The sequence below is a fragment of the Pseudomonas fluorescens genome (assembly GCF_041354075.1).
GTDB lineage: Bacteria > Pseudomonadota > Gammaproteobacteria > Pseudomonadales > Pseudomonadaceae > Aquipseudomonas > Aquipseudomonas fluorescens_CE.
Genome location: NZ_JARZGC010000002.1, coordinates 239,511 through 264,134, shown reverse-complemented (window position 1 = coordinate 264,134; position 24,624 = coordinate 239,511). Strand labels below are relative to the sequence as shown.

The 24,624-nt window shown below is 60.9% G+C and carries 24 protein-coding genes and 1 pseudogene; 9 read left to right on the top strand and 16 right to left on the bottom strand.

Annotated elements, in window-relative coordinates:
• Window positions 1-270: 270 nt before the first annotated feature.
• Window positions 271-987, bottom strand: a complete 717-nt coding sequence (locus QIW53_RS03480; protein WP_371048294.1) for a type 1 glutamine amidotransferase — start codon at window positions 985-987, stop codon at window positions 271-273.
• Between the two features lie 30 nt (window positions 988-1,017).
• Window positions 1,018-2,313: a MocR-like B6 salvage transcription factor PtsJ gene (gene ptsJ / locus QIW53_RS03475; protein ID WP_371048293.1), complete on the bottom strand. Its 1,296-nt coding sequence runs from the start codon at window positions 2,311-2,313 to the stop codon at window positions 1,018-1,020.
• 99 nt (window positions 2,314-2,412) lie between these two features.
• Between ptsJ and QIW53_RS03470 the strand changes: the two genes are divergently transcribed.
• Together QIW53_RS03470 and QIW53_RS03465 are read left to right on the top strand one after the other, a co-directional pair.
• Window positions 2,413-3,225 (top strand): YggS family pyridoxal phosphate-dependent enzyme, encoded by an 813-nt coding sequence (locus QIW53_RS03470; protein WP_371048292.1) that lies wholly within the window; start codon window positions 2,413-2,415, stop codon window positions 3,223-3,225.
• Window positions 3,226-3,274: 49 nt separating this feature from the next.
• Window positions 3,275-3,526, top strand: coding sequence for a cytoplasmic protein (locus tag QIW53_RS03465; RefSeq protein ID WP_371048291.1), 252 nt, complete (start codon window positions 3,275-3,277; stop codon window positions 3,524-3,526).
• Between the two features lie 141 nt (window positions 3,527-3,667).
• Here QIW53_RS03465 and QIW53_RS03460 read toward each other — a convergent pair whose 3' ends face one another.
• From QIW53_RS03460 to QIW53_RS03445, 4 genes are read right to left on the bottom strand one after another with little or no spacing between them, the layout of a single operon-like run.
• Entirely contained in the window at window positions 3,668-4,636 is a 969-nt protein-coding gene (locus tag QIW53_RS03460) for an ABC transporter substrate-binding protein (protein ID WP_371048290.1), read from the bottom strand.
• Between the two features lie 8 nt (window positions 4,637-4,644).
• Window positions 4,645-5,481, bottom strand: coding sequence for an ABC transporter permease (locus QIW53_RS03455; RefSeq protein WP_371048289.1), 837 nt, complete (start codon window positions 5,479-5,481; stop codon window positions 4,645-4,647).
• The gene (locus tag QIW53_RS03450) at window positions 5,478-6,260 is read right to left on the bottom strand and encodes an ABC transporter ATP-binding protein (RefSeq protein WP_371048288.1); all 783 of its coding nucleotides are present in this window, start codon (window positions 6,258-6,260) and stop codon (window positions 5,478-5,480) included. The genes QIW53_RS03455 and QIW53_RS03450 overlap by 4 nt, the downstream gene beginning before the upstream one ends.
• A complete protein-coding gene (locus QIW53_RS03445) occupies window positions 6,257-6,817 on the bottom strand; it encodes a carboxymuconolactone decarboxylase family protein (RefSeq protein WP_371048287.1) in 561 nt (186 codons plus the stop codon). The genes QIW53_RS03450 and QIW53_RS03445 overlap by 4 nt, the downstream gene beginning before the upstream one ends.
• 159 nt (window positions 6,818-6,976) lie before the next feature.
• Here QIW53_RS03445 and QIW53_RS03440 point away from each other — a divergent pair, with 159 nt between their 5' ends.
• A complete protein-coding gene (locus QIW53_RS03440) occupies window positions 6,977-7,141 on the top strand; it encodes a hypothetical protein (RefSeq protein ID WP_371048286.1) in 165 nt (54 codons plus the stop codon).
• Between the two features lie 217 nt (window positions 7,142-7,358).
• On the opposite strand, the gene QIW53_RS03435 is transcribed toward QIW53_RS03440, so the two are convergent.
• The 4 genes from QIW53_RS03435 to QIW53_RS03420 form a co-directional block, all read right to left on the bottom strand.
• Window positions 7,359-9,770 (bottom strand): TonB-dependent siderophore receptor, encoded by a 2,412-nt coding sequence (locus QIW53_RS03435; protein WP_371048285.1) that lies wholly within the window; start codon window positions 9,768-9,770, stop codon window positions 7,359-7,361.
• 118 nt (window positions 9,771-9,888) lie between these two features.
• A complete protein-coding gene (locus QIW53_RS03430; protein ID WP_371048284.1) occupies window positions 9,889-10,881 on the bottom strand; it encodes a FecR domain-containing protein in 993 nt (330 codons plus the stop codon).
• Entirely contained in the window at window positions 10,868-11,383 is a 516-nt protein-coding gene (locus QIW53_RS03425) for a sigma-70 family RNA polymerase sigma factor (RefSeq protein WP_371048283.1), read from the bottom strand. The genes QIW53_RS03430 and QIW53_RS03425 overlap by 14 nt, the downstream gene beginning before the upstream one ends.
• 372 nt (window positions 11,384-11,755) lie before the next feature.
• Window positions 11,756-12,748, bottom strand: a complete 993-nt coding sequence (locus QIW53_RS03420) for a LacI family DNA-binding transcriptional regulator (RefSeq protein ID WP_371048282.1) — start codon at window positions 12,746-12,748, stop codon at window positions 11,756-11,758.
• A 185-nt stretch (window positions 12,749-12,933) separates the two neighbouring features.
• Between QIW53_RS03420 and QIW53_RS03415 the strand changes: the two genes are divergently transcribed.
• From QIW53_RS03415 to QIW53_RS03400, 4 genes are all read left to right on the top strand, one after another.
• Entirely contained in the window at window positions 12,934-14,085 is a 1,152-nt protein-coding gene (locus tag QIW53_RS03415) for a Gfo/Idh/MocA family protein (RefSeq protein WP_371048281.1), read from the top strand.
• Window positions 14,082-15,185, top strand: coding sequence for a sugar phosphate isomerase/epimerase family protein (locus QIW53_RS03410; RefSeq protein WP_371048280.1), 1,104 nt, complete (start codon window positions 14,082-14,084; stop codon window positions 15,183-15,185). The genes QIW53_RS03415 and QIW53_RS03410 overlap by 4 nt, the downstream gene beginning before the upstream one ends.
• Before the next feature lie 45 nt (window positions 15,186-15,230).
• Window positions 15,231-16,466 carry a nucleoside permease gene (locus QIW53_RS03405; RefSeq protein WP_371048279.1) on the top strand — a complete coding sequence of 412 codons (1,236 nt, stop codon included), beginning with the start codon at window positions 15,231-15,233 and terminating at the stop codon, window positions 16,464-16,466.
• Window positions 16,467-16,831: 365 nt separating this feature from the next.
• A complete protein-coding gene (locus QIW53_RS03400; RefSeq protein ID WP_371048278.1) occupies window positions 16,832-17,467 on the top strand; it encodes a hypothetical protein in 636 nt (211 codons plus the stop codon).
• Between the two features lie 48 nt (window positions 17,468-17,515).
• On the opposite strand, the gene QIW53_RS03395 is transcribed toward QIW53_RS03400, so the two are convergent.
• The 6 genes from QIW53_RS03395 to QIW53_RS03370 all read right to left on the bottom strand — a co-directional run bounded on the left by QIW53_RS03395 (window position 17,516) and on the right by QIW53_RS03370 (window position 23,099).
• Window positions 17,516-18,061 carry a hypothetical protein gene (locus QIW53_RS03395; protein WP_371048277.1) on the bottom strand — a complete coding sequence of 182 codons (546 nt, stop codon included), beginning with the start codon at window positions 18,059-18,061 and terminating at the stop codon, window positions 17,516-17,518.
• Window positions 18,062-18,272: 211 nt separating this feature from the next.
• On the bottom strand, window positions 18,273-19,286 hold the full coding sequence (locus tag QIW53_RS03390) for a proline racemase family protein (protein ID WP_371048276.1): 1,014 nt from the start codon (window positions 19,284-19,286) through the stop codon (window positions 18,273-18,275).
• A gap of 56 nt (window positions 19,287-19,342) precedes the next feature.
• The gene (locus QIW53_RS03385) at window positions 19,343-20,131 is read right to left on the bottom strand and encodes an ABC transporter permease (protein WP_371048275.1); all 789 of its coding nucleotides are present in this window, start codon (window positions 20,129-20,131) and stop codon (window positions 19,343-19,345) included.
• The gene (locus QIW53_RS03380) at window positions 20,131-20,970 is read right to left on the bottom strand and encodes an ABC transporter permease (protein ID WP_371048274.1); all 840 of its coding nucleotides are present in this window, start codon (window positions 20,968-20,970) and stop codon (window positions 20,131-20,133) included. The genes QIW53_RS03385 and QIW53_RS03380 overlap by 1 nt, the downstream gene beginning before the upstream one ends.
• On the bottom strand, window positions 20,967-22,034 hold the full coding sequence (locus QIW53_RS03375) for an ABC transporter ATP-binding protein (protein WP_371048273.1): 1,068 nt from the start codon (window positions 22,032-22,034) through the stop codon (window positions 20,967-20,969). The genes QIW53_RS03380 and QIW53_RS03375 overlap by 4 nt, the downstream gene beginning before the upstream one ends.
• A gap of 15 nt (window positions 22,035-22,049) precedes the next feature.
• Window positions 22,050-23,099 (bottom strand): ABC transporter substrate-binding protein, encoded by a 1,050-nt coding sequence (locus QIW53_RS03370; protein ID WP_371048272.1) that lies wholly within the window; start codon window positions 23,097-23,099, stop codon window positions 22,050-22,052.
• Between the two features lie 117 nt (window positions 23,100-23,216).
• Here QIW53_RS03370 and QIW53_RS03365 point away from each other — a divergent pair, with 117 nt between their 5' ends.
• Window positions 23,217-24,245, top strand: a complete 1,029-nt coding sequence (locus QIW53_RS03365; RefSeq protein ID WP_371048271.1) for a GlxA family transcriptional regulator — start codon at window positions 23,217-23,219, stop codon at window positions 24,243-24,245.
• Between the two features lie 176 nt (window positions 24,246-24,421).
• Window positions 24,422-24,624 (top strand): annotated as a pseudogene (locus QIW53_RS03360) (phage infection protein); the annotation flags it as partial.

Genomic DNA, 24,624 nt, shown 5'->3' with positions numbered 1-24,624 from the left:
CGACATGGTCGGGCTTCTCTGGCAGACGAGCGGATAAATCGCGGCGGAAGCTTAAATAAATGTTCTGGATCTGTAAATGATAGCAATTGCTATTTGAGTGCGAATCCCAACGAGGCGGCATTTTGCCGTGACCACGACGCAGCCCCTGTAGGAGCGAGCATGCTCGCGATGGTTGCAAGGACCCCGCGGGGTATCAGGCAGCCCACGTTATCGTTGACTACCATCGCGAGCATGCTCGCTCCTACAGGGGCTGCGGTGTTTTCAAGTTGCTCATCGTTTGTGTTCCAGAACGAGGGCATCCAGAAACCCGAACAGCTTCTGGTTCATCTCGTCGTAACCATTCGCCCGCAACGCCTCGGCCTGCTGCACGAACCGTCGATCAGCCAGCTTCAGCAGGTCGTCTGCGGAGGCCTTGATGAGCAACTCGACAACCTCACGGGTGAATTCCATATGGCACTGGAAACCGTACACCCCTTGGCTGTACCGGATGATCTGGCGCGGACAGCCTTCGCTGGCAGCGAGGACTTGCGCGTCGGCGGTCAGGCCGGGCATGTCGTTGTGCCAATGGCCGACTTCGAGGGTGTCGCCGAAGTGCGCAAGCTTTGCGTCGGCTTTGCCGGCAGCGGTCAAGGTGATCGGGTAGCTGCCGATTTCCGGTTCCGGGCTGTGGCCGCATTTTGCGCCCAGCGCTTCGCCGAGCAATTGCGCGCCAAGGCACACGCCCACGACTGGCTTGTTGGCGGCCACGGCTTTGGCGATCAGTGCACATTCGGCGGCGGCATCGAAGTGCGGGCATTCTTCCCGGGTTGTCGATGGACCCTGAGGACCGCCCATCACGACCAGCAGATCGATGTCGTCCAGGGTTTGCGGCAGCTCATCGTATAGATAGACGCGGGAATAGCTGGCTTGATGGCCGCGGCTCTCGACCCAGTTTTCGTAAGCGCCTGGCGATTCGAAAGCCTCGTGTACCACAAAATGTACGTTCATTTTTTCCTCGCTGAACTCTTGGGTAAAACGTCAGAGGCAAGCCTTCAGATCCCGGGCAAAGGCCTTTGCCTGATCCGTCTGAAGGTGCGACACGGTGACCCGAATGGCCCTGGATTCGCCGTCCACATCAAAGGCCGTCCCCAGGCGAACCAGCCAGCCTTTTTTCGCCAGTTCGTAGGCGACATCCTTCGCGTCCCCGGGCAGGGCAATCCACACATTGAAGCCGCCCTCCGGTGGGGTGACGGCGATGCCCACCTGCGAAAGTTCGTCGCACAGTTCCTGGCGCAGGCGCGTGTAGCCCCGCCGCGCCTCATCCATTCGGGCCAGGGCGTCGCTCGACGTCAAGCCTGTGATGACTGCGGCCTGGAGGATGTGGCTGACCCAGCACGTACCGGACGTGAGCCGGGTGCGCAGGCGTTCTGCTGTCACGCTGTCACAACCGACGAATGCCACGCGCAGGTCCGGTCCGAGCCCCTTGGACACCGAGCGCACGAGTGCCCAGCGCTGGGTCCCGGGCGGGATGATCGAGTGATAGGGCGTTTCGTCCAGCAAACCGAAATGATCGTCAACGATCAGCGCCACCTCCGGAAACCTGGTCAGGACTTTCTGCAATTGTTGCGCGCGCTTCTTCGTCAGGCTGCAACCCGTCGGATTTTGCGCCCGAGGGGTGATCAGCACAGCCCTTGCACCTTTGGCGAGCGATGCCTCCAGAGAAGCCGGCGTCATGCCCTGCCGGTCAATCTCGACGCCGAATGTGCGCATGCCGGCAAGGCGCAGTGCATTGAGGCTACCGAGAAAACCGGGGTCTTCAATGGCGACGGCATCGCCGGGGACCAGCAGCGCGGCGGCCAGGCGTTCGATGGCGTCGACTGCGCCGTGGGTCAGTTCAAGGCTCCAGGTCGCGGGGCAATCGGGGCCGAGCGACTTCTCCCCCAGCAGCCGCAGTTCGGGAAGAATCGTGTCGTCGCCATAGAGATAAGGACGAGGCAGTGAACCTGTCAGCAGCGACGCCACCGAGGGCAGCCACGCAGGATTGGGGTTGCCGTCTGCCAGATCGATCAGCGCGGTGCCGCTGCTGAAACCCTCCTGCTCGCCCGCACGAGGGGCTTGGCAGACAGTCGTGCCATGCCGTCCCTGAGTGATGGCAATTCCGGCCGTCACCAGGCGCTGATAGGCCGACGCGACCGTGTTGCGATTCACGTTGATCTCCAACGCCAGCTCGCGCACCGGTGGCAGCGAAGCCCCGGGGGCCAGTTCGCCGCTCTGCACCAGGGCACGAACGCAGTCGGCGATCTCTTGCGCCGATTTTCCTTTGATTTTGGTCATTGTCCTATGCCAATATAAATTTAGACACAGACAAAGCATATCGGAGAAAACCGTGCTTGGAAACGAGCCAGTGATCCGAAGCCCACAGGAGAAGCAGCCATGAGCGAACACAGCGCCAATCCACCCACCCAGACCCGCCATGACCAGCATGGCTTGTGGCCTGTCGCCGAGACCGTCGAAGACTTTCGCCGCAACCTGGCCACCGTCGATGCCCGGATCGAGGCGGCCTGCGCCCGTGTCGGCCGCGCCAGGGACAGTGTGCGCCTGCTGCCAGTGAGCAAGACCGTCGAAGAGTCACGCATTCGCCTCGCGCACCAGGCGGGTTGTGTGTGGCTGGGCGAGAACAAGGTGCAGGAAGCCAGCCGCAAATGGCAGGCCATGAGCGACCTCCCGTCGCTGCGCTGGTCAGTCATCGGCCACCTGCAAACCAACAAGGCCAAGGTCGTGGCGCAATTCGCCAGTGAATTCCAGGCGCTGGACAGTTTGCGCCTCGCACGCGCGCTCGATCGGCACCTGCAGGACGCCGGTCGGTCGCTGGACGTTTTCGTTCAGGTCAATACGTCCGGTGAGGACAGCAAATATGGGCTGCGGCCTGAAGATGTTCCGGCGTTCCTTGGCGAACTGCCGGCGTTTTCCGCGCTCCGCGTGCGTGGGTTGATGACCCTGGCCGTGCTTTCGGCAGAGCCTGAGCGCGTCCGGGCCTGCTTCAGCCTGCTGCGCGAGTTGCGCGATCAACTGCGTCAGGGTGCGCCCGCAGGCATCGGGCTCGATGAGCTGTCGATGGGGATGTCGGGCGACTACGAAATTGCCATCGAGGAAGGCGCCACTGTGGTCCGTGTGGGGCAGGCGATCTTCGGTGCTCGCAGCACGCCTGATGCCTTCTACTGGCCTGGCGCATCCGATCCCCACTGAACAGGTCGCGAACGCTGACATCCATTCACCCACTACAGGTATGCCCTGAATGCAAACTTACAGGCTGGTCATTCGGCAACACGGCAAGCTGCTCGGTCATTTCGACTCCAACACACCGAGTGCGTCGAACTCGATCCGCGAGATCGCCTCCCGCTTCACCAAGGCCGAGGGTTTCGAGCTGGAGCTTCTGGTTGCGGAGCAAGAGAGACGCCTGCTGGAAAGCGGTCCTGACGGGATTCGCCTGGTCAGCAGTGAGCCGGTGTTTGTCAGGGTCTCCCTGGAACCCGCACGAACCCTGTAGGCGCGAGCTCGCTCGCGAAAAACCTGAGAGCACTGCGGGCCTTCAGCTAGCCAGCGTCATCGTTGACGACCATCGCGAGCCGGCACGCTCCCACAGTCCGTGAGTTACCGTCTGTAGGGGCGAGGTCCGGCCAGGGGAGCATCAGTAACCCTTGCCCGTCTGCTGATCTGCCCACTGCAAATCGATCCAGCTCGAATCCTTGGGGATCTGTTCGAGGTTGCCCAGGTCGACCTGTGTCGCCAGCGCGTCCTGAAGGGCCTTGGGGTCGATGGCCACCGAGTCGGCGAATACACCGTCGTTGATCAGGCGCAGTACCGAAGCGCGCACCACGGCCGGGTCGAGGTTGGGGAACAGTTTCAAGCCGCTTGCGACTGCCGCTTCGGGGTCCTTGCGAATGGTTTTGAGGGCGCGGTCGATTCCGCTGACGAATTTGTGCGAGGTGTCCGGATCAATGTCCTTGCGGGTCGAGATCGCCGAGAAGGTGTACGGTCCCATCTGCCGGGAGAACGCCGCGACCACCTTGTAGCCCTGCGCCTCTGCCTGCGAAGCGCCCGGTTCATACAACACGGCGCAATCGGCCTGGCCGGAACTGAGCGGGCCAATCTCGTTGCCCATCGGCACCTGGAGGATGTTCAGGTCCTTCTTGGGGTCCAGGCCGGCTTGCTGCGCCAGCCTCAGGAAGGCGGAAGTGCTGGTGGTGGGCATGGTGCCGGTGGAAATGGTCTTGCCGGCCAGGCTGGCGAAGCCGTTGAACGTCACATCGGCCTTGCAGGTCAGCCATACACCCAGACGATTGAGGGTGCCGCCGACGATTTTTACCGGGGCGCCACGGCTGAAGGAGATCGCGGTCCATTCCGGACCGTGCAGCGAGAAGTCGGCGCTGCGGGCGATCACCGCCGCCAGTGCATTGGTGGACGAGGAGGCCACGTCGATGCGCACGTTCAGGCCTTCGTCCTTGAAGTAGCCATGCTCCTGGGCGAAATACACCGGCAGGTAGAACACCGATTTGAAGGCGGCCGAGACCACGGTTTGATCCTGGGCAACGGCACCCAGGGACAGCGTTGAGGCCAGGGCAAAACCTGCCAGTCGAATGGAGGGGGACAATGTCATGCGAGTTCCTAGAGTTTGAAGTTCGTGGCGTAGGTCTGGTCTTTCCAGCGCAGCAGTTTTCGTTCGGCCAGCTCGACCCCGGCGTAAAGCACGAAGCCCAGCGCCATCAGGCTGAAAATCCCGACCCACACGGTGTTCAGGTCGTAGAGCGAAGAGGCGACGAAGATCACATGGCCGATGCCGTAGCTGGACGAAATGAACTCGCCGACCACGGTGCCCACCAGGGCGAAACCGATGTTGATGCGAAAGGTGCTGATCACGTAGGGCAGGGCGGAGGGCACCACGACCTTGGCGAAGATCTGCCACTTGCTGGCGCCAAGGGAGATCAGCATTTTCTGCAGATCCGGGTCGGTGTCCTTGGCGGCCTGGAACGCCGCGAGCAGGGCGACGATCGAGGTCAGGGAAATCGACAGGGCGATTTTCGACACCAGGCCGGTGCCGAACCAGAGAATCACCAGAGGTGCGAAGGCAATTTTCGGCACGCTGTTGATCGCCACCAGAAATGGCTCGATCACCCGGGCCACATAGGGCGAATACCACAAGAGCAATCCCGGAAGGGTGCCCAGCACGGTGCCGGCGACGAACCCTATGATCGATGCCCACAAGGTGTAGTAGGCATGCTCCCACAGTTCGCCGGACTGGATCAGCTTCCAGCCCGCCAGCGCGGTGCCGCTGGGTGAGCCGAACAGGAACGCGGAAATGAACCCGGCGCGCACACCATATTCCCAGGTGCCGACGATCAGCAGCAAGATGCCCAATTGCACAATGCTCACCGGCACACGACGTCGCGTGGGTGGCGCCGGAGCGTTTGTCGCGAGGGCAGTGGAGGTGGAGGTCTGAGTCATGAGGCCTGTTTCCTGGCGGCAGTCTGGATGTCCAGCTCTCGACACAGCAGGTCGAAGTAACCGGCAAAACGCGGGTCGTGACGCGCCTCCAGCGGTGAACGGGTTTGCAGGTCGATGTGTTGTTCGCTCTTGACCCGGCCAGGCCGCGCGCTCAGCACATAAATGCGTTGCGACAGGGCGATGGCTTCATCGATGTCGTGGGTGACCAGCACCACGGTTTTGCCTTGTTGGCTGGCCGTGTCCACCAGCATGGCTTCCAGGTAGAGACGGGTCTGGTAGTCCAGCGCCGAGAAGGGTTCATCAAGCAGCAGGATGTCCGGGTCTGGCAGCAAGGTTCTGGCCAGTGCCACGCGTTGGCGCATGCCGCCGGAGAGCTCCTTGGGGTAGCTGTTCTGGAAGGGCAGCAAACCGAAATTGTTCAGGTACTCCCGCGCGCGCTCGATGGACTCGGCACGGGCCACGCCCTTGACTTCCAGGCCGACAATCACGTTTTCCAGCACCGTGCGCCAGGGCATCAACAGGTCACGCTGGAGCATGTAGCCCACCCGCCCGCGCAGGTGCGGTACCTCGTGGCCGTCCAGCGCAATACGGCCGCTGTCGTGCTCCAGCAACCCGGTGAGGATGTTGAACAAGGTCGACTTGCCGCACCCCGAAGGGCCGATGATGCTGACGAATTCGCCGGCCTGGACCTGCAGGTTGATGTCGTCGAGCACCGGTACCGGCTGGCCATCGGTGTTGAAGGATTTGCGCAGATGACTGATCGCCAGCTTGGCGGTCATACCGCCGGCTCCCCGTGCAGTTCTGCGGCGACTATGTCTTCGTTCGGTACTTCCAGGGCTTCGTTGAAGCGCTTGAAAAAGCTGCAAAGGGCAATACGAATGGTCAGCTCCACCACCTGTGCTTCGCTGTAGTACTCACGTAGGCGGCGGTGCACGTCATCGCTGATCCGGTCGGGGGTCAAGGTGACGAGGCGGGCGTAATCACGCACCAGCAGATCCTGTGCATCGAGGCCCGGCACATGGTCGTCGAGCAGTTTTTCGATCGCTTCCTGGCTGATGCCCTGAGCCGCCAGTTTCGGCTCGTGCAGGACGATGCAGTAGTGGCAGGCGTGGGCCTTGGAGGCCGTGAGCAACGCGATTTCCAGGTGCCGTGGCGAGATCAGCGCATCACGCTTGGACTGCACCAGATAACCGAACAAATGCTCCAGCGCCGGAGGCCGATGGGTGAACGCACCCAGCAGGCTGGCGTAGGGACCATAGTCAGTGAGGAGTCGGTCGAGGGTGTTTACGGTGGACGGTTCGAGGTGCTGGCGATCGAGGGGGGTAAGGCGAGACATCGTGACTTGGATCCACTGGCATAAGGGCCCCGATTCTAGGCAGGGTGCGGATCGAGCTCTAAATACCGTGTTGGAATGAGCTTATGTGTTGAGGTTGGGCAGGGGGCCATCACTGGGTGTGGGTGGTGACTGTAAACTCGGTGTTACGGCCTTCTGGACATGAAGCAGGCCAACATTTCCAAAGTGGAAAAAAGAGAAGATATGCTGATTTCCACATTGCGAAGCTATGTCGAGGCTCTAGGTGGAACGCTGGAGTTGGTCGCACGCTTGCCCGGCCGTGGGCCTGTAAAACTTGAAGGTTTTCGTGATCGCGAGGCGAGTTGAGCAAAGGTTACGGTCTTCTGTGCGCAATCTCTGATAACGGGCTCATCCAGCGCTTCGGTCCGCCGGATCATGGAGGTCTGCAAAAAAAACCAGCGATGCCTACTGCCACCATGCCGCTTCGCCGCAGATCAGCCTCAAATCTGCGGCAGGCAACGCAGCCTCGGCAGTGCCCGCTACTCAGTGGGCACCACTCTCATCGGGAGCCTGGAGCGCGGACTTACCAGTTGTAACTCAACTTGGCGGTAATCTCGCGACCCGGGTTGTAGAAGTTCGCCGTGCCGGAACCCACCACGTGTTGCTCATCAAACAGGTTGCTGACGTTAACGGCCAGGTCCGTGCCCTTGGCGATCCGGTAGTTGAAGGCGGCGTCGAACAACGTGGTGCCATCGCTTTCACGGGTGTTGGCGGCATCCAGGTAATAGGCGCCGACATAACGCGCGCCCAGGCCCACGCTCACGTCAGTACCGGGGATGCTGTAGTAGCTCCACAGCGACGCGGAATGCTTGGGTGCCGTGGTGAACTCGTTACCCTTGAGCGAGCTGCCGTCGTACAAGGAACCGCGCACAACTTCGGAATCCATGTAGGAATAGCCGCCAATCAGGCTGACGTTCTGGGTGACTTGCGCCTTGGCCTCCAGGTCGAGGCCGCGCACCCGCGATTCGCCCACCGTCTGCTGTTCGATGATGCCGCTTGGCAGCACGACGGCGATGGTGACGTTTTCCTGGGTCAGGTCATACACGGCTGCCGAGAACAGGGCGTCCATCCCCATGGGCGAGTACTTCACGCCCACTTCGTATTGCCTGCCCGTTTGCGGTGTCACGCCCACCTGTGGAGGTGAGACCGATTCCACCATGCTGACGTAGGTGGAGACCTCATCGTTGACGATATAGGTCAATGCACCCCGGTAGGACGTCTCGGAAAAGGTGTCGTTATCGTCGAACTGCACCGGCGTGGAGAAGAGGTTGTAGCCCTTGCTCGACAGATCCATGGAGTCGTTGCGCACACCGGCGGTGACGATGAAGCGTTCGTAGAACGACAGGTTCTGCTGGAGGAATACTGCCTTGGTTTTCGCCTCGCTCTTTTTCTCGGTGTACGGCGTGAGGGCGCTTGAAACGCCGGTGAATACCGGATTGGCGATGTCGATCGAAGAGGTCAGGTCGTAGATGGAACGCTCCTTGGTCGAGGAGTCCAGATATTCCACGCCCACAAGGGTGCTGCTGTCGATGTTCTCGAAACGGGCATCGTATTGCAGCATCAGGTTGCCGTTGAACTGGTCGGCATCGCTGTCGGTGCCGAGCAGGTAGCGCGGGACGGTGGTGCCGACGCGCGAGGCGTTGTCGCTCAGGTAAACGTAGCCGTAGTCGTCGGTCAGCGTGCTGTAACGCAGGTTGCTGCGCAGCACGAAACCGTTGTCGAAGTCATGGGTGACGTTAGTGCTGAGGCTGGTGCGCTCGACATCGTGATAGTTGAAGCTCGGCTCACCGAAGAAATCCTTGCGGTCGTATTCCCTGTCCAGCGGATAACCACCGCTGTTGGGCGAGCTTTCGGTTTTCAGGTAGTCCAGCACCATGGTAGCGGAAGTGAAATCCGTCGGTGCCCAGGTGAGGCCACCCATGAACAACTGGTTGTCGTCCTTCGAATGGTCGTATTCGCGGTCGCTGTCTTGCCCTTTGGCAGTGAAGCGGCCGGCCAGGGTTTTTTCGTCGTTCAGCGTATCCCCCACGTCGATGCCGGTCTCGACATGGTTGAAGGAACCATAGGTTACGTAGCCCTGGCCAAACTGCTCGAAGCGTGGCTGTTTGGTCACGAAATTCACCGAGCCACCGGGGTCGGCCGGGCCAAACAGCGTGGAGTTGGCGCCACGGATGATTTCGATGCGTTCATAGGCGAACGGGTCTTCGCGTACGCCGCGCATCGAGCTCAGGGTCAAGCCGTCACGGTAGGTGGTGGCCTGGAAGCCGCGGATCTGGAAATAGTCGTTGCGGTCGTCGGTGCCGTAGAAGTCGCTGACCACGCCGGGCGTGTACTGCAACGCCTCCTCGGTGGTGCTGACACTGCGTTGTTCCATTTCCTTGCGCGTCACCACCGACACGGACGCGGGCGTGTTGAGAATGTTGGTCGCCACCTTGCCGCCGACCCAGAGTTCCTTGGCGACCACCGAGTTGATGTCGTCGTCGGCACTCACCTTGACCTTGGCATTGATGATCAAAGGTGCGAGGCGGTAGTCCTCGACATCGGTCGAGCCGAGTTCGAGCGGGCCGGGAGCCTTGGGTTGAGGGGTCAGCTGGTAAGCATTCGGGCCCTGTTGCTCAGCCTGCAACTCGCTGCCCTGCAACAACGATGACAGCGCGGCCGCCGTACCGAGCGTGCCGCTGACGCCTTGGGTCGTGCGGTCCGCTACGCTCGACGCATCGTAGGAAAGACTGATGCCCGCCTCGCGCGCAAAGCGGTCAAGTGCCGGTGCCAATGGGCCGGCGGCAATGTTCCACTGCTGAACCTGGCTGCTGTGATCAGTGCTCGAAGATTGAGCCAGCGCCGGCAACGCGTAGCTGCTGACGACCAGACCCAGGATTGCGCCGCGCAAGGCGCAACTCAATGGATGGCGCTGTGGAACAGGGGACACACTCATTTTCTCGCTCCGTAGAAAGGTATCGGCAAACTGGCCTGTATTCCGGCCTTCCTTACAGGTCGAACGAGAATGAGAAAGTCCCTCATTAATTTTTACAAATAGATGCGGGGAGATGGCCTTAGCTGTTGGCGGTCAACGTCACCCAGTAACGGGTCCGATAATCGATGCGCAAGCGCAATGACTGCGCGACCAATGCCAGTACCTGGTCGTTGTCGGCGAGTTGATAGGTGCCGGAGATCCGCAGATCAGCCACCTCCTGGGAGCAGCGCAAGACGCCGTGACGATGGCGTGACAACTCGGCAACGAAATCACCCAGGCGCATGTTGCGCGCGCTGATCACGCCGTCGCTCCAGCTCCAGACATCCAGCCCGCTGTCCCTTGGCTCGCGGGCGCTCCCTGATGTCAGGAGCAGTTGATGGCTGGTTCGCACACCGTTGCCAGCGCCGTTGGCAAGTGGATGGCTGGCTCCGGGAAATACCGTGATGGCGCCGCCCTGAACCGCGAGCAGGGTACTGCCGTCGTCACGTTCGCGCGCCAGCAGGCGGGTGGCCTGGGCGCGGACCATCCCGTCGCGGGTTCGTACCCAGAGCGGGCGGGGTGGGACCGAGTGTTCATCGGCGCCGACGTTCACGATGATTTCACCCCGGCGCAGGATGATCAGGCGTTGCTGTGCATCGAAATCACTGTCGACCGCACTGTCGCTGTTGAGCTGAACAAGGCTGCCGTCATCCAGCTGGAAGCGTCGTTGCTCGCCGGTGCTGCTGTGTTCCTGTGCAAGCAGGGCTGGCAGCGGTGTGTAGTCCCGGCCGAGCCAGGTCGCTGCGCCGACCGTGGCCAACAGGCCCATCAGCTTGAGGCTGTCCCGCCGATGCATGCCACGGTGGCGGCCACTGAGGGTTTGTCGGGCCAGTTGAGTGGGAATGCCCGAGAACTCATCGCCCAGCGTTTCCACACGCTGCCATGCCAACCGATGCTCCGGACGCTGGCGCAGCCAATGCTCGAACCGGTGCCGTGTCTGCTCATCGGCCTGATTGAAACGCAGGGACACCAGCCACTGGATGGCCTGGTCGACAATGGCCGGATCCAGCGTTTGCGGCTCAGGCTTCGACATAACGCAAGCGATAGCAATGTTGCAGGGCCTGGGCCAGGTCACGTTCCACCGTCGCGCGGGAAACCCCCAGGTTTTCGGCGATCTGCGCGCAGGTCAGACCGTCCAGTTGGGCAAACAGAAACGCCTGGCGAACTCTGGGTTTGAGCTTGTCGAGCATGCGGTCTATGCGTTCCAGCGCGTCCAGAATCAGCAGCCGGCTTTCTGCCGAGGGCACATGCTGCTCAGGCAGCAGCTGAACGCTTTCCAGGTAGGCCCGCTCGAGTTCGCGACGACGATACTGGTCGATCATCAACCCGCGGGCGATGCTGCTCAGATAGGCACGGGGCTCGCGCAAGGGGCTCGATTGACGGGACTTGAGCAGGCGCACGAAAGTGTCCTGCGCCAGATCAGCGGCGTTTTCGCGGCATCCGACCCGTCGGCTCAGCCAGCCCTGCAACCAGGAATGGTGGGTGCGATAGAGCAGCCCTAGATCTGCAATACCTAGTGTATCGTCGCTGCGCATCGCCATCCCGAAAGTACATGATTGATAATTACTCGCATTCTACTCAGGGGGCAGTCGTTAAGTAAATGCGTGGCGCAGCGACATTTTTTAGCACCCTTGCCATTTGTCGTATCGACATCTTCTGCCTTTGTGCTGTTTGTGCAGGATGTAAAAGCATCTAGCCTGTAGGGGCTGCGACTGATCTTCAAAGTCAGGCGCACAACAACATCGGCGGGCTTGGCGACCTTTTTCTTCCTCGCATTTTTGCGATGAGCCTTGGCTCGATACGCTACTGGAGAGTGACGGACTACGGTCGTCTTGATTGAGATCCATGCGCTGAATCTTCCCGACGACTACCAGGTAGCAGAACATCGCGACCAGCGCGTTCGCTGCTCAAATCGACCGCAAGCTGTCGCGCATCATGATCTTGAACGGGAGCACCCTATGCCTTTCGAGCAGGGGCTCGTTTTCGATGAGCGCCTTGAGCATTTCAACCGCCCGCTGACCAAACTCCTCAGCCGGTTGGGAAACGGTGGTGAGCGGCGGATCACAGTACGAGGCCATCTCGATATCGTCGAACCCTACCAGTGAGCAATCGTCAGGAACCCTCAAGCCTTGCTCCTTTATTCGCTTCAGTGCGCCAAACGCCATCTCGTCGTTTTCGCAGAAAATCGCAGTGGGTCGAACGGGCAGGTTCAACAATATCGCAGCGCCTTCATATCCCGCCCTCAAACTGAAGTCTCCTTCACACATCAAAGACGGATCAAGCGCCAGGTTGGCATGACGATGGGCCTCTTCGTAACCAGCAACGCGGTCGCGGGTGAGTGGGCTGTGCTCCGGGCCTTTGATCAACCCTATGCGTGTGTGGCCTGACTCGATCAGAAGCGTAGTGATGGATCTGGCAGCGCCGAAATTATCCAGGCTCACCGTCGGATAGCGTCCACCCTTGATGACTTCACAGGCGTTGACCAGTGGCGGTTGCTGGCCATCAACCAGGTCTGCGAACGGGTCATTGGCTCGCAGTTGAATGACACCATCCGCCTGGTGGGCATAGACGAGGTTGGCGAATTCCTTCTCGACCCGTTCGTCCCCTTGTGTGTCGCACAACAGGATTCTGTATCCGCAGGCTTGGGCGGCGCGTTGCGCACCACTGATGACCCTGGCAAAAAAGGCGTTGGCGATCTGGGGGACCAGAATGACGATGTTGAAGGTCTTGCGCGAGCGAAACTGCACCGCCAGCAAGTTGGGTCGATAACCTGCCTGCTCGATGGCGGCATTGACGCGATCCCGTGTGCCGGGCGATACCCGATCGGGCGATGCGAGCGTGCGTGAAACAGTTGCGACGGATACGCCAGCGATTCTGGCGACCTCACGAATATTGGACAAAGCCACCTCGGGTCCGATTCGGATAGGGCACGAGCTTAACCCAAGCCTGGGTCGCCTGTGTACGCGCATCTGGCGGTGTTTGACAGCCGACTGAATTGTGCCTAGATTTGCTCTCCAATGTAACCGGTTACATCAGGCGCTTTCGGCGCTGAAATCGGCCGTACATTCACTTCACAGGCGCGATCATGAAAAAGATAAGAATGGGGTTTGTCGGTGGCGGTGAGGGGTCGTTCATCGCACAGGCGCATCGACAATCCGCGGGTCTGGACGGCCGCTTCGAGTGCGTCTGTGGCGCCTTCAGCCGAGATCCGGACAACAACGCCCGCACCGGCGCTGCATTGGGCCTTGCGCAGGACCGGGTTTACGACAGCTGGCAGCAGATGCTTCAGGCGGAGGCGAATCGACCGACTGAAGATCGTCTGGAATTGCTGGTCATCGTCACGCCCAATCACCTTCATGCACCGATTTCCCAGGCCGCGCTGAAGGCGGGTTTCCACGTTTTTTCGGAAAAACCGGCTGCCTTGAATCTGGCTGAACTGGTGGCGCTCAAGGCCACTGTCGAGTCAAGCGACAGGCTGTATGGCCTGGCGCATACGTACCTCGGCTATCCCATGGTCTGGGAGGCGCGGGCACTGGTGCAATCAGGCGTTCTGGGCGAACTGCGAAAAGTCATCGTCGAGTATCCCCAAGGCTGGCTTAGTCAGGACGTTGCCCAATCGGGTAACAAACAGGCGGCGTGGCGTGATCAACCGGAGCAATCGGGGATCGGTGGGTGTATCGGCGACATCGGCACCCATGCTTTCTCCCTGGCCGAGTTCGTCACGGGGCGCCAGGTTAGCAGCCTGTGCGCGATCCTTGGATCACATGTCGACGGCCGACAGCTCGACGATGACGCCAGCATGCTGATCAAGATGGAGGGTGGTGTCAGCGGCGTGTTGCTCGCGAGCCAGGTCTGCGCCGGTGAGGAAAACCCGTTGAAGATTCGGGTTTACGGCAACCTCGGCGGGTTGGAGTGGCGACAGGAAGACCCGTCGAGCCTGATCCATCGATCTCTGGATCAGCCACTGCGTTTGTTGCGCTCAGGGTTGGGCCAACCCTGGCTTGGCGCAGAGGCCCAGCAGCGCATGCGGTTACCGGCGGGACACCCGGAAGGTTATCTCGAAGCCATGGCCAACCTGTACGGCGATTTCGCTCGCGCGATTCGCGGGGGCGCCAAAGGGCATCAGGTACCCGGCGTTCCCGGTATAGAGATTGGTCACAGAGGCATGGCATTCATTGAGGCGGCGATCGCCAGCCACCGCAGGCACTCACAATGGACGGAGATAACAACATCATGACCACCCCGAAGTCACCGTCAGAACTTCAGGCTGAAGACAAGCCCGGATTGCGTGGACCAGCCATCTTTCTGGCGCAGTTCATGTCGGCCGAGGCGCCTTTCGATACCCTCGCCAACATCGCTAGCTGGGCTGCTTCGCAGGGTTACAAGGCCATCCAGCTTCCTACGCTGGGCAGCCAATTCATCGATCTGGCCCGCGCTGCCGAGAGTCAGGAATACTGCGATGAACTGACCTCGATCTGCGCCACAGCCGGCGTGCAAATCAGCGAGCTGTCGACCCATTTGCAGGGCCAATTGGTGGCCGTCCATCCAGCTTTCGACGCGCTGTTCGACCCATTTGCGCCTGAACACCTTCGCGGCCAGCCGCAAGCGCGCACCGCGTGGGCCGTGCAGCAGCTCAAGCTGGCGGCACGGGCCAGTCGGCGTCTGGGCCTGACGGCACATGCCACGTTTTCCGGCGCCCTGTTGTGGCCCTACGTTTACCCATGGCCGCAGCGGCCGGCAGGACTGGTCGAGCAAGGCTTCGAAGAACTGGCGGCAAGGTGGCGGCCGATACTCGATTGCTTCGAGGAGGAGGGCGTGGATCTCTGCTTTGAGATTCACCCCGGCGAGGACCTGCATGACGGCGCCTCATTCGAGCGTTTCCTGGAGGCTGTCGATCACCATCCCCGGGCCGCCATCCTCTACGACCCCAGTCATCTGTTGCTGCAGCAGATGGACTACCTGGGCTTCATCGATCGCTATCACGAGCGGATACGCATGTTCCATGTCAAGGACGCCGAATTCCGGCCGGACGCTCGCTCAGGCGTCTACGGCGGATATCAAGGCTGGGTGGAACGGCCGGGCCGTTTCAGGTCGCTGGGAGACGGACAGATCGATTTCAAGTCGATTTTCAGCAAGTTGACCCAATACGATTTTGATGGCTGGGCCGTTCTTGAATGGGAGTGCTGTCTGAAGGACGCGGCCCAAGGTGCGGCGCAGGGTGCCGCTTTCATTGACGCGCACATGATCGACAAGACCCGCAAAGCCTTCGACGACTTCGCCGGTGTGGCGGCTGACGCTGATTTCAACAGACGATTGCTGGGGTTGCCTGACGCCTGAGCTGTCCCTGCATGACCGACATAACAATAAAACGGTGATCTGCACATGAACACGATGTCCCTGCGATTAAGCGCAATGATGTTCCTCCAGTTTTTCATCTGGGGCGGCTGGTTCGTCACCCTGGGCACGTTCTTGTCCTCGCATCTGGCGGCTAACGGTGCGCAGATAGGGCTGGCGTTTTCGACACAGTCCTGGGGCGCAATCATTGCCCCGTTCGTCATCGGGTTGGTGGCAGACCGCTTCTTCAATGCAGAAAGAATCCTCGCGGTATTGCACCTGTTGGGCGCGGTGCTGCTGTATCAGCTGTATCAGGCGCCGGATTTCAGCGCGTTCTATCCCTACGTGCTGGCCTATATGGTTGTGTACATGCCGACCCTGGCACTGGTGAACGCGGTCGCATTCCGCCAGATGAGCGATCCGGCCAAGGAGTTCGCACGCATCAGAGTCTGGGGCACCTTGGGATGGATTGTCGCCGGAGTCGTCATCAGTATCGTGTTCGCCTGGGATTCGGCGCAGGCTGTGGCCAGCGGCGGGCTGAGAAACACCTTCCTGATGTCCTCGCTCGCTTCGCTGGTGCTGGGCCTTTACAGCCTCAGCTTGCCTGCGACGCCACCGACCAGGGCAGCGGCGGGGCGCTCGGATCTGCGTCAATTGCTGGGGCTGGACGCGCTGGGTCTGCTGAAGGATCGCAGCTACCTGGTGTTCTTTCTGGCCTCGATCCTGATTTGCATTCCCTTGGCGTTTTATTACCAGAACGCCAACCCTTTCCTTTCCGAGATCGGAGTGACCAACCCCACGGCCAAAATGGCAATCGGGCAGGTGTCCGAAGTCCTCTTCATGCTGTTGCTGCCACTGTTCATCACACGCTTCGGGATCAAAATGGCGCTCCTGGTGGGCATGCTGGCGTGGGCGTTGCGCTACGTCTTGTTTGCCTACGGCCATGGCGACGGGCAAGCGTTCATGCTCCTGCTGGGCATCGCGCTGCATGGGGTCTGCTACGACTTTTTCTTTGTTTCGGGGCAGATTTACACCGATGCCAAGGCCACGGCTGGCTGCCGAAGCTCCGCTCAGGGCCTGATCACGTTGGCCACCTATGGGCTGGGTATGCTGATCGGCTTCTGGGTCGCCGGTAAAGTAACCGATCACTACGCCGTCGGCACGTTGCATGACTGGACGAGCATCTGGCTGTTCCCGGCGCTTTTTGCAGTGGCTGTGCTCTTGTGCTTCTGCGTTGCGTTCAAGCGACAAGCGCCTGCATCGGTCGGGGCTTCGTCCAGTTGATACTCAGCCCCAGCCCGTTCCTGCAGATTTGCGGGGTGCACAGCGTTTGCGCACGCCCGCAAAACCGGCGGGGCATCAGTTGATGACAAACCCCGAACCCACCGGATCATCACGGTCGATTACCCAGCGCGAAGTCCCCAGGATGCTCGCCGTCCCTTTGACCGTCGGCCGCACCGCACGGGAGGCGGTCTGGAAGAGCCGACGTGTCCACCAACCTCGGCCGATTTCTACCCATGGTGAAAGGCAGCAATCGTCAATGGGCTTGCAGTTTGCCCGTCATCCACCTTTAGCTTGCGTCGCAATCGCTCTAGAATCGGCTCCGCAGTCTGACTGGCTGCTTTTTTTTGATCTGCAAGGAAGTCGATATGCAATTTGGAAAAGTCCTGAGTCTCGCATTGGCATTGACCCTGGGTGGTTGCGCAAGCTTCACCAAGGATGAGGTGGCACCTGTAGATTTGCCATCGATGGCCAGCTACTCCCACAAGCCGAACGTCTATGTGGACTTCGATTTCTACCAGGGCGATCCGGGCAATGCGCAGGCCAACGAAGTGCCGCAAGCCCGAGAAATGCTCAAGCCGGAGCTCAAGCGCGCCTTCAACGAATCGGGTTTGTTCGGTCGTGTGAGTTTCGACGAATTCGAGAAACAACCTGGTGACTACAGTCTGCACCTGAAGGTTTACAACCACGCGCCGGGTGGTGGGCAGATGGCGATGGCCTTCATCAGCGGCCTGACCCTGACGATCATTCCTGCGCTCGCGACCGACCAGTACACCATGAGCCTGGAAACGCTGGATGAGCGTGGTCAGTCGCTGGGCAAAACCAGCAACCACGACGCAATCAATACCTGGATGGGCATCTGGTTCCTTCCTCTGGCGGGCAATACGCCCAAGGCGGCGGTCACCGATACGTTCAATCGACAGGTCAATGCGCTGCTGAAGAACTGGGTCGACAGCAACCGCATGAAGTACTCCGCTGTGGGTGCCCGCATTCCTCGCGGCTGACATCGACAAAAAAGAGCCGCATTTGCGGCTCTTTTTTTGATCAGTTGATTACTTGAGCGCTTGCAGGAATTGCGGGTCGCTGTAGAGGTTTTTCAGCAGGGCCTGCACCATCGGGTTGTAGTTGTTCGCAGCAGCGGGGATTGCGATCGGTCCGAAGAAGCTGCTGTCCCAATCACGTTCCACTTCCTTGGTCGTTTCGTACAACAACTCGTCGCCCTTGCGCAGGGTGAAGCGTGCTGCCAATTCACCGTGGCCGGTGATCACGCCGGTATTGAGCTGGCTCTTGATCAATTGGATCTGCAGTTGCCGGTCGGCTCGGGGGTCGAGCAGCCCGGCGTGACGCAGCTCGTCGCTGATCGCGGCCTGGATGTGCAATGGAACACTGCCCTCGGGCGAGGAAATCGGGTTCAAACGCACCATCAGAGAACCTTGGCCGGAGTCGGCATTCACCTGCGCGTCGCGAACCGGCTGCAAAGGTGCTGCTTGCTTGAGCTGTTGTACGTTCTGGAAATTGGGTTCGTAGCGGGCCATGGTCACACCGCAGCCTTGTAACAGCAGTGCGCAGAAAGGCAGGGCCAGGTAGAGCTTGTTCACGGCAAATCCTTGCGTGAGGGGAGGGAGCGCAATTATCGATAGAGAGTCAGGGCCGGGCAAGCGCGATGACGATGCGATTGATTGCCTGCGTCAACGATGACGCGGGCTGTCTGGATGCCTGCGATGCCGGGGCTGCCATCGCGGGCGAGCCCGTTCCTGCAGATTTGCGGGGTGCACAGCGTTTGCGCACGCCCGCAAAACCGGCGGGGCATCAGTTGATGACAAACCCCGAACCCACCGGATCATCACGGTCGATTACCCAACGCGAAGTCCCCAGGATGCTCGCCGTCCCTTTGACCGTCGGCCGCACCGCACGGGTGCCGTTGAGGTCCACCTCACCGAGCAGGCAACCCTCGAAGGTGCCGCTGCCCAGCAAGCCTTCGGACAGGATCGGCTGGTTCAACCCCAGTTTCCCCCGGGCCTCGAACATCGCCATCATCGCGCTGGTGCCGGTGCCGCCCGGGGAACGATCCAGCTGGCCGGCGCTGAAGACGTGGACGTTCTTGTAGAACGCGCCTTCGAGGGTTGCCGGGTGCCAGAAGGTGATGAAGTTCAGGTCGTTGATGTGGGCCTCGGTCGGGTGCTGGATTTTCAACTGCTTGTTGATCTGATCCCGGGCCAACAGGCCAAGGCGCGACAGTTCGCTGCCGTTGTCCGGGCTGATGCGCAGGTCGCAGTTGGTCAGGTCGACAATGCCGAAGTAGTTGCCGCCCCACACCAGGTCGGCCTTGAGGTCGCCGTAGCCGGGAAGCTGGATCGGGATATCCTGGGCGGCCACATAGGCCGGTACGTTTTCGAAACGGGTCCACAGCACCTTGTCGCCTTCGGACCCCACTTCGGCCACGACCAGCCCGGCGGTGGTTTCGAAGCGAATTTTGGTGATGCCGTCCTGGCCTCGAGGCACCAGCCCCAGGGCGACCATCGCCATGCTCACGGCGATGGTGCCGTGGCCGCACATGTGCGAATACACGCTGCCGTCCATGTAGATCAGCCCGGCGTCGTACTCGCTGCTCGAAGGCGGGGTGAGGAACACGCCGAACATGTCCTTGTGCCCGCGTGGCTCCTGCATCAGGGCCTTGCGCAGCCAGTCGTAGTTCTGCTCCAGGAAGCGCCGCTTGGCCAGAATGCTCGAGCCGGCGGGGTAGGGAATACCGCTGTGGACGATGCACAGGGGTTCGCCTTCGGTATGGGTATAGATGACATCGAACGTGTCTTGCATGCGCATGACGGTACTCTCCTGCTAACGGGACGTATGAGTGTTGTGTGGGTGGGATGGGGCGGTTATTTGCGTTCGGACAAAAGGTCCAGGCCGATGCACAGATCCAGAATAATCACGGCGACCACGACGACGAGGATGGTCGCGCCGGACGCGGCGGCGATGGTCGGGTCGACGGTGTATTGCACGTAGTTGAAAAGCTTCACCGGGATGGTGTTGAGGTCCGGCGTGGTGTTGAAGATCGACAGCTCGACGTTGATCCATGACGAGATGAACGCAAACATTGATCCGGTCACCAGACCCGGGCGGATTTGCGGCAGGCTCACCAGGAAGAACGTGGTCCAGGGTGTGCCGCCCAGGTCGCTCGAGGCTTCTTCGAGGGCACGCTGTTCGGGTGTCAGCATCGACAGCACCGAGCGCAGGACGAAGGGCGAGATGATGATGGTGTGACCGATCAGCAAGGCGAGGAAACTGCGGGTCAGGCCGAAGTAGCCGCCGAACTGCAACAGCGCTGCACCCAATACGATGTGCGGAAACACCAGGGGCGACGTCAGTGCCGCGACGATCGTGCCCTTGCCGCGAAACTCGTAGCGGGCCATCGCCAGCGCGGCCGGCACACTGAGCAACACGGCGACGAAGGTCGCTGCCAGCGCCAGGATCGTGCTGGTCGCAAAGGACGCCACGTAGCTCGGGTCGCTCAGCATTTTGCCGTACCAGTCCAGCGTCCAGCCCTGTGGCGGGAAGGCCAGGAACGAGGTTGCGGTGACCGAGACGCCGAGGATCACCACCAGCGGCAGCAGCATGTAGCCGAGCACGGCCCAGGACACGAGTCTGACCAATACTTGCGTGATCATCAGTTGCTCCCCCGAATGTTGCCCACCCGTCCGGCGATGCCGACCATGACCAGGGTAAAGATCAGCAGCACCACGCTGAGTGCGCCGCCATAGTTGAAATCGAACACCGAACTGTATTGCTGGAAGATCAGCATCGACAGCACCGAGATCCGGCCGCCGGACAGCAATGCCGGGGTCACGTAGGCGCTGGCCGCCAGGGTGAACACCATGATCGAACCGGAAATGATGCCGGGCATGGTCAGCGGCAACACCACGTGGAAAAACGTTGCACGAGGACTGGCACCCAGGTCATCGGACGCCTGTTCGTAGGCCGGGTCGACCTGTGCCAGGGCGTTGCCGGCAGCGAGCACGATGAACGGCAGAAGGATGTAGACCATGCCGATCAGGATGCCGAGTTCGGTGCCGAGAAAGCGCACCGGCGTGTCAATCAGGCCGACGCCCATCAGGCTCTCGTTGACCAGACCCTTGCGACCCAACAGCACCATCCAGCCGAACGAGCGCACGATGTTGCTGGTGAACATCGGCACCACCAGCAGGATCACGCAGGCACGGCGCCAGGCTCGCCATTTCACGACGCGCACCAGATACCAGGCCAGCGGATAACCCAGCAGCAGCGAGATCAGCGTGGTCAGCGCGGCGATGCGAAATGTCACCAGGATCACGTCCCAGTGGTACTGATCGCCCAGCACCTTGATGTAGTGGTCCAGCGTCAGCGTCTGATCACCGCTGGTGGTGAGACTGGCGAAGATCACCACCGCGAAGGGCGCCAGGAAAAACGCGGTGAAGAACGCCAGGGCGCCGAACAGCATCAGCGACGGCGCAAGCGCTGTGCGTTTCATACCGGCTCTCCGATCAGGTGCAGGTGCGCCGGATCGAAACCCAGCCGCACGGCGCTGCCGGCGATCAGGTCGGCCCGAGGCAGGCCCATGGTGCGGGCCACGACGGGCTGGCCGTCGATCACGGAGTGGACCAGGGTGTGGCTGCCAACGCTGATCACATCGGTCACCGTGCCGTGCATTTCGCAGCGGCCTGGGCTTTCCAGGCTCCCGTTCTCCAGCACTTGCAGATGCTCGGGACGCAACACCGCCGTGCCGCGTGGCAACAGGTTTTTCGCCATGTGCAGGAATGGGCTGTGGGCGATTGCCAGGCGAATCTCGCCGCTGTCGCGGGCTTCGTAACCGATCAGGTTGGCCTCGCCAATGAAGTCCGCGACAAACCGCGAAGCGGGGGCGCTGTAGATCTCGCTGCTGGTCCCGACCTGTTCGATGCGCCCGGCGTTCATGACCACGATCCGGTCGGCGATGGTCATCGCTTCTTCCTGGTCGTGGGTGACGAAGATGAAAGCGATGCCCAGTTTGGCCTGCAAGTGCTTGAGCTCGATCTGCATGCGCTTGCGCAGTTTCATGTCCAGCGCCGAGAGTGGCTCATCGAGCAGCAAGAGTTTGGGTTGGTTGACGATGGCACGCGCCAGGGCCACGCGCTGCTGTTGCCCACCGGACATGCCACGCGGAAAACGGTCTTCCAGCGCTTCCAGGCCGACCATCGCCAGGGCTTCGCGGGCCTTGAGTTTGGCTTCGTTACGCCCAATACCCTGACGCCGAGGGCCGTAGGCAATGTTTTCCAGCACTGTCATGTGCGGAAACAGCGCGTAGTTCTGGAACACCGTGTTCAGGGGGCGACGGTAGGGTGGCAAACGACTGACATCCTGACCGTCGATGGCGATGCGGCCCGAATCCGGCTGCATGAAGCCTGCGATGGAACGCAGCAGGGTGGTCTTGCCGCAACCGCTGGGGCCCAGCAGGACGATGAACTCGCCTTGCTGGATATCCAGCTGGATGTTGTCCAGTGCCTGGAACGGTCCGAAGTGTTTACAGACGCTGTCGATGCTCAACAAAACTGACATGGCTGACCCCGTGGCTTACTTGGCGGTGACCTTGCGGTTCCAGTCATTGGTGACGGCGGCGCGCTGCGCATTGATCTGGCTCCAGTCGAACAGGCGCAGGCTGTCGATCGAGCCGTCCACGCCCCAGGGCAGTTTGCGCGCGACATCCTGCGCCACTTCGACGCCTTTCACCGCCGGGCCCAGGTACAGCTTGCTGGCCAGGCACGAGGACGCTTCGGGGGTCAGCGCCGTGTTGATGAACTGCTCGCCGGCCTTGTTGTTTTTGCCGCCCTTGATCAGGTGCAGGCGCGCATCGGTGGCCCAGACACCTTCCTTGGGAATGGTGAAGCCGATGGGTGCACCCTTGTCGATCAGGTCCCAGGCGCCGACGTTGAAGTGTGCGCCGATGATCGCTTCGCCACTCTGGAAGGCATTGGTGGCCGCGCCCGAACTGTCGAAGAACAACGCGGTGTCCAGCGCCCCGAGCTTGGTGTAGACCTGCTCCAGATTGGCCCGGTCGATGCCCCAGACGTCGGCCATGAAAAACACGAAGGGCACCCCGGACGAGTTGGCGGGCGAGGGCAGGGCGATGGCGCCGGCGTACTCCGGGTTCCACAGGTCTTTCCAACTGGTGGGCGCCTGCTTGATGTCCTTGGTGTTGTAGGTCAGGCCCAGGGAGTAGTAACCGCTGCTGACGGCGAAGGTGTGGCCGTCGTGGGTGTAGATCCCCTTGTCCTGCACGTTTTTCAGATTGGGGATCGCCGCCGGGTCGAGATCAGCGACGACGCCGGCGTCATAGGCCATTTCACTGATGCCGCCGTCCATCCAGGCCACATCGATGGTCGGGCTGGATTTCTGCTGCTGGAGCTTGGCCAGGGTGACGGTCGAAGTGCCGACTTCGGCGGCGACGGCGATCCCCGTGGCCTTCGTGAAAGGTTCTGCAACACATTTGAGGAAGGCGTCGCCCCAGTTGCCGCCGTACAGCGCGACGGTCAGTTTCTGCGGGTCGGCCAAGGCGACCGGTGCGGCGATGCAGCCCGTAACCAAAAGAGCGGCGGTGATTGTCTGACCTGTCTTCAGTTTCATCGTATGTCCTCTATTGCTGTTATTGGACTGTTCCCCTTGCCTGCATCTTGCTCGTATCGCTGATTCGAGTGCTTGCACTTCGGGGTCTTAAAGTTGAATAGTTAGGTCATGCAAAAAATGACGCCGATTGACCCGGATCGCCCAACGTCTGCCCCCGCCGGCAGCGTGGTGAACCCGCGTCCGCAGTTATCCGTGGGCTTCGTCCTGCTGGATCAGTTCACCCTGGCGGCGTTTTCCGGATTCATCGATGTCCTGCGCCTGGCGGGGGATCTGGGCGGCGGCAGCCGGCAGATTCACACGACGTGGCAGGTGATGAGTGTTGACGGCTTGCCGCGAACTTCAAGCGCGGGTATCGCGCTGGAGGTCTCCGGAGGGTTGGCGCAGGACGTGGAGGCGTTCGATTACATCGCCATCTGCGGCGGCAATGACTATCTCAATACCCAGATGCCGGGCCACTTGCGTGACTGGCTGCAACGCGTCGCGAAAAGCCGCACGCGCCTGCTGGGTATCTGCACCGGCACCTTCGCCCTGGCGCAGGCGGGTGTGGTGGAAAGTCGTTCGGTGTGTGTGCACTGGAACGTGCTGGACGCGTTCCGCGCCCGGTTCCCGAAAACACCGGCCGCTGTCGATCATCTGTTCATCGACGAAGGCGACCTGATCACCTGTGCCGGCTCGACCGCCGCCATCGACCTGGCGTTGTACCTGGTGGCCCGTCACTGTGGACGGGAGAAAGCCCAGCAGGCGGTGCGGCACATGATGTTGCAGGGGATTCGCCAGGGGCGACAGCCACAGGCGCATTTCTACGCCAACCTCGAAGACATCAAGGACGAACGTGTGCGCCAGGCCGCGCATTACATCGAGCAGCGCATGGACAGCCTGCCGACCCTCGATGCCATCGCCCGGTATGTCGGGCTCGGCCGGCGTCAACTGACCCGGGCATTCCAGCAGTCACTGGGGCTTTCCCCCATGGAGTTCCAGCGCTCCCTGCGGGTTGAGTACGGTGCGTGGCTGCTGGTGAACAGCCACAGCAGCATCACCCAGATCGCCATGGATTGCGGTTTCTCCGACGGCGCGCATTTTTCCCGGGAATTTCGAGCACGGTTCAGCATGTGTCCGCGCCAGTATCAGAATGAGGCGCGGGTTTGATCGCGGGTGCAGTGAGCCGTGTGGGCGCTGGCCTGTAAGAGCAAGCTCGCTCCGACAGTGGATCAATGATTCATTACCGGCATCGATAGTCACCATCATCCCAATGAAGTTCTCTCAATAACCGGGCGGCGTAACAATGGCTCCATACAAAACTACTACCCCCGGAGCACACCATCATGAAACGCCAAATCTTCCTCAGCATCGCTTTCTCGGTTTTCGCAGTTAACGCATTCGCCGCTACTTCCGCTCACCCGGTTGTCGCCGAAGGTGGTTCGGATCGTCTGATCGAACGCCGTGTGGCAGAAGGTGGTTCGGATCGTCTGATCGAACGCCGTGTGGCAGAAGGTGGTTCGGATCGTCTGATCGAACGCCGTGTGGC

Bases quoted from the DNA above. Each gene is read 5' to 3' on its own strand.
- QIW53_RS03375 (WP_371048273.1), bottom strand. From the start codon at position 22,034: ATGTCAGTTTTGTTGAGCATCGACAGCGTCTGTAAACACTTCGGACCG.
- QIW53_RS03465 (WP_371048291.1), top strand. From the start codon at position 3,275: ATGCAAACTTACAGGCTGGTCATTCGGCAACACGGCAAGCTGCTCGGT.
- QIW53_RS03430 (WP_371048284.1), bottom strand. From the start codon at position 10,881: ATGTCGAAGCCTGAGCCGCAAACGCTGGATCCGGCCATTGTCGACCAG.
- QIW53_RS03410 (WP_371048280.1), top strand. From the start codon at position 14,082: ATGACCACCCCGAAGTCACCGTCAGAACTTCAGGCTGAAGACAAGCCC.
- QIW53_RS03365 (WP_371048271.1), top strand. From the start codon at position 23,217: ATGACGCCGATTGACCCGGATCGCCCAACGTCTGCCCCCGCCGGCAGC.
- QIW53_RS03380 (WP_371048274.1), bottom strand. From the start codon at position 20,970: ATGAAACGCACAGCGCTTGCGCCGTCGCTGATGCTGTTCGGCGCCCTG.
- QIW53_RS03470 (WP_371048292.1), top strand. From the start codon at position 2,413: ATGAGCGAACACAGCGCCAATCCACCCACCCAGACCCGCCATGACCAG.
- QIW53_RS03445 (WP_371048287.1), bottom strand. From the start codon at position 6,817: ATGTCTCGCCTTACCCCCCTCGATCGCCAGCACCTCGAACCGTCCACC.
- QIW53_RS03390 (WP_371048276.1), bottom strand. From the start codon at position 19,286: ATGCGCATGCAAGACACGTTCGATGTCATCTATACCCATACCGAAGGC.
- QIW53_RS03455 (WP_371048289.1), bottom strand. From the start codon at position 5,481: ATGACTCAGACCTCCACCTCCACTGCCCTCGCGACAAACGCTCCGGCG.
- QIW53_RS03415 (WP_371048281.1), top strand. From the start codon at position 12,934: ATGAAAAAGATAAGAATGGGGTTTGTCGGTGGCGGTGAGGGGTCGTTC.
- ptsJ (WP_371048293.1), bottom strand. From the start codon at position 2,313: ATGACCAAAATCAAAGGAAAATCGGCGCAAGAGATCGCCGACTGCGTT.
- QIW53_RS03425 (WP_371048283.1), bottom strand. From the start codon at position 11,383: ATGCGCAGCGACGATACACTAGGTATTGCAGATCTAGGGCTGCTCTAT.
- QIW53_RS03400 (WP_371048278.1), top strand. From the start codon at position 16,832: ATGCAATTTGGAAAAGTCCTGAGTCTCGCATTGGCATTGACCCTGGGT.
- QIW53_RS03405 (WP_371048279.1), top strand. From the start codon at position 15,231: ATGAACACGATGTCCCTGCGATTAAGCGCAATGATGTTCCTCCAGTTT.
- QIW53_RS03435 (WP_371048285.1), bottom strand. From the start codon at position 9,770: ATGAGTGTGTCCCCTGTTCCACAGCGCCATCCATTGAGTTGCGCCTTG.
- QIW53_RS03385 (WP_371048275.1), bottom strand. From the start codon at position 20,131: ATGATCACGCAAGTATTGGTCAGACTCGTGTCCTGGGCCGTGCTCGGC.
- QIW53_RS03440 (WP_371048286.1), top strand. From the start codon at position 6,977: ATGAAGCAGGCCAACATTTCCAAAGTGGAAAAAAGAGAAGATATGCTG.
- QIW53_RS03450 (WP_371048288.1), bottom strand. From the start codon at position 6,260: ATGACCGCCAAGCTGGCGATCAGTCATCTGCGCAAATCCTTCAACACC.
- QIW53_RS03460 (WP_371048290.1), bottom strand. From the start codon at position 4,636: ATGACATTGTCCCCCTCCATTCGACTGGCAGGTTTTGCCCTGGCCTCA.
- QIW53_RS03480 (WP_371048294.1), bottom strand. From the start codon at position 987: ATGAACGTACATTTTGTGGTACACGAGGCTTTCGAATCGCCAGGCGCT.
- QIW53_RS03370 (WP_371048272.1), bottom strand. From the start codon at position 23,099: ATGAAACTGAAGACAGGTCAGACAATCACCGCCGCTCTTTTGGTTACG.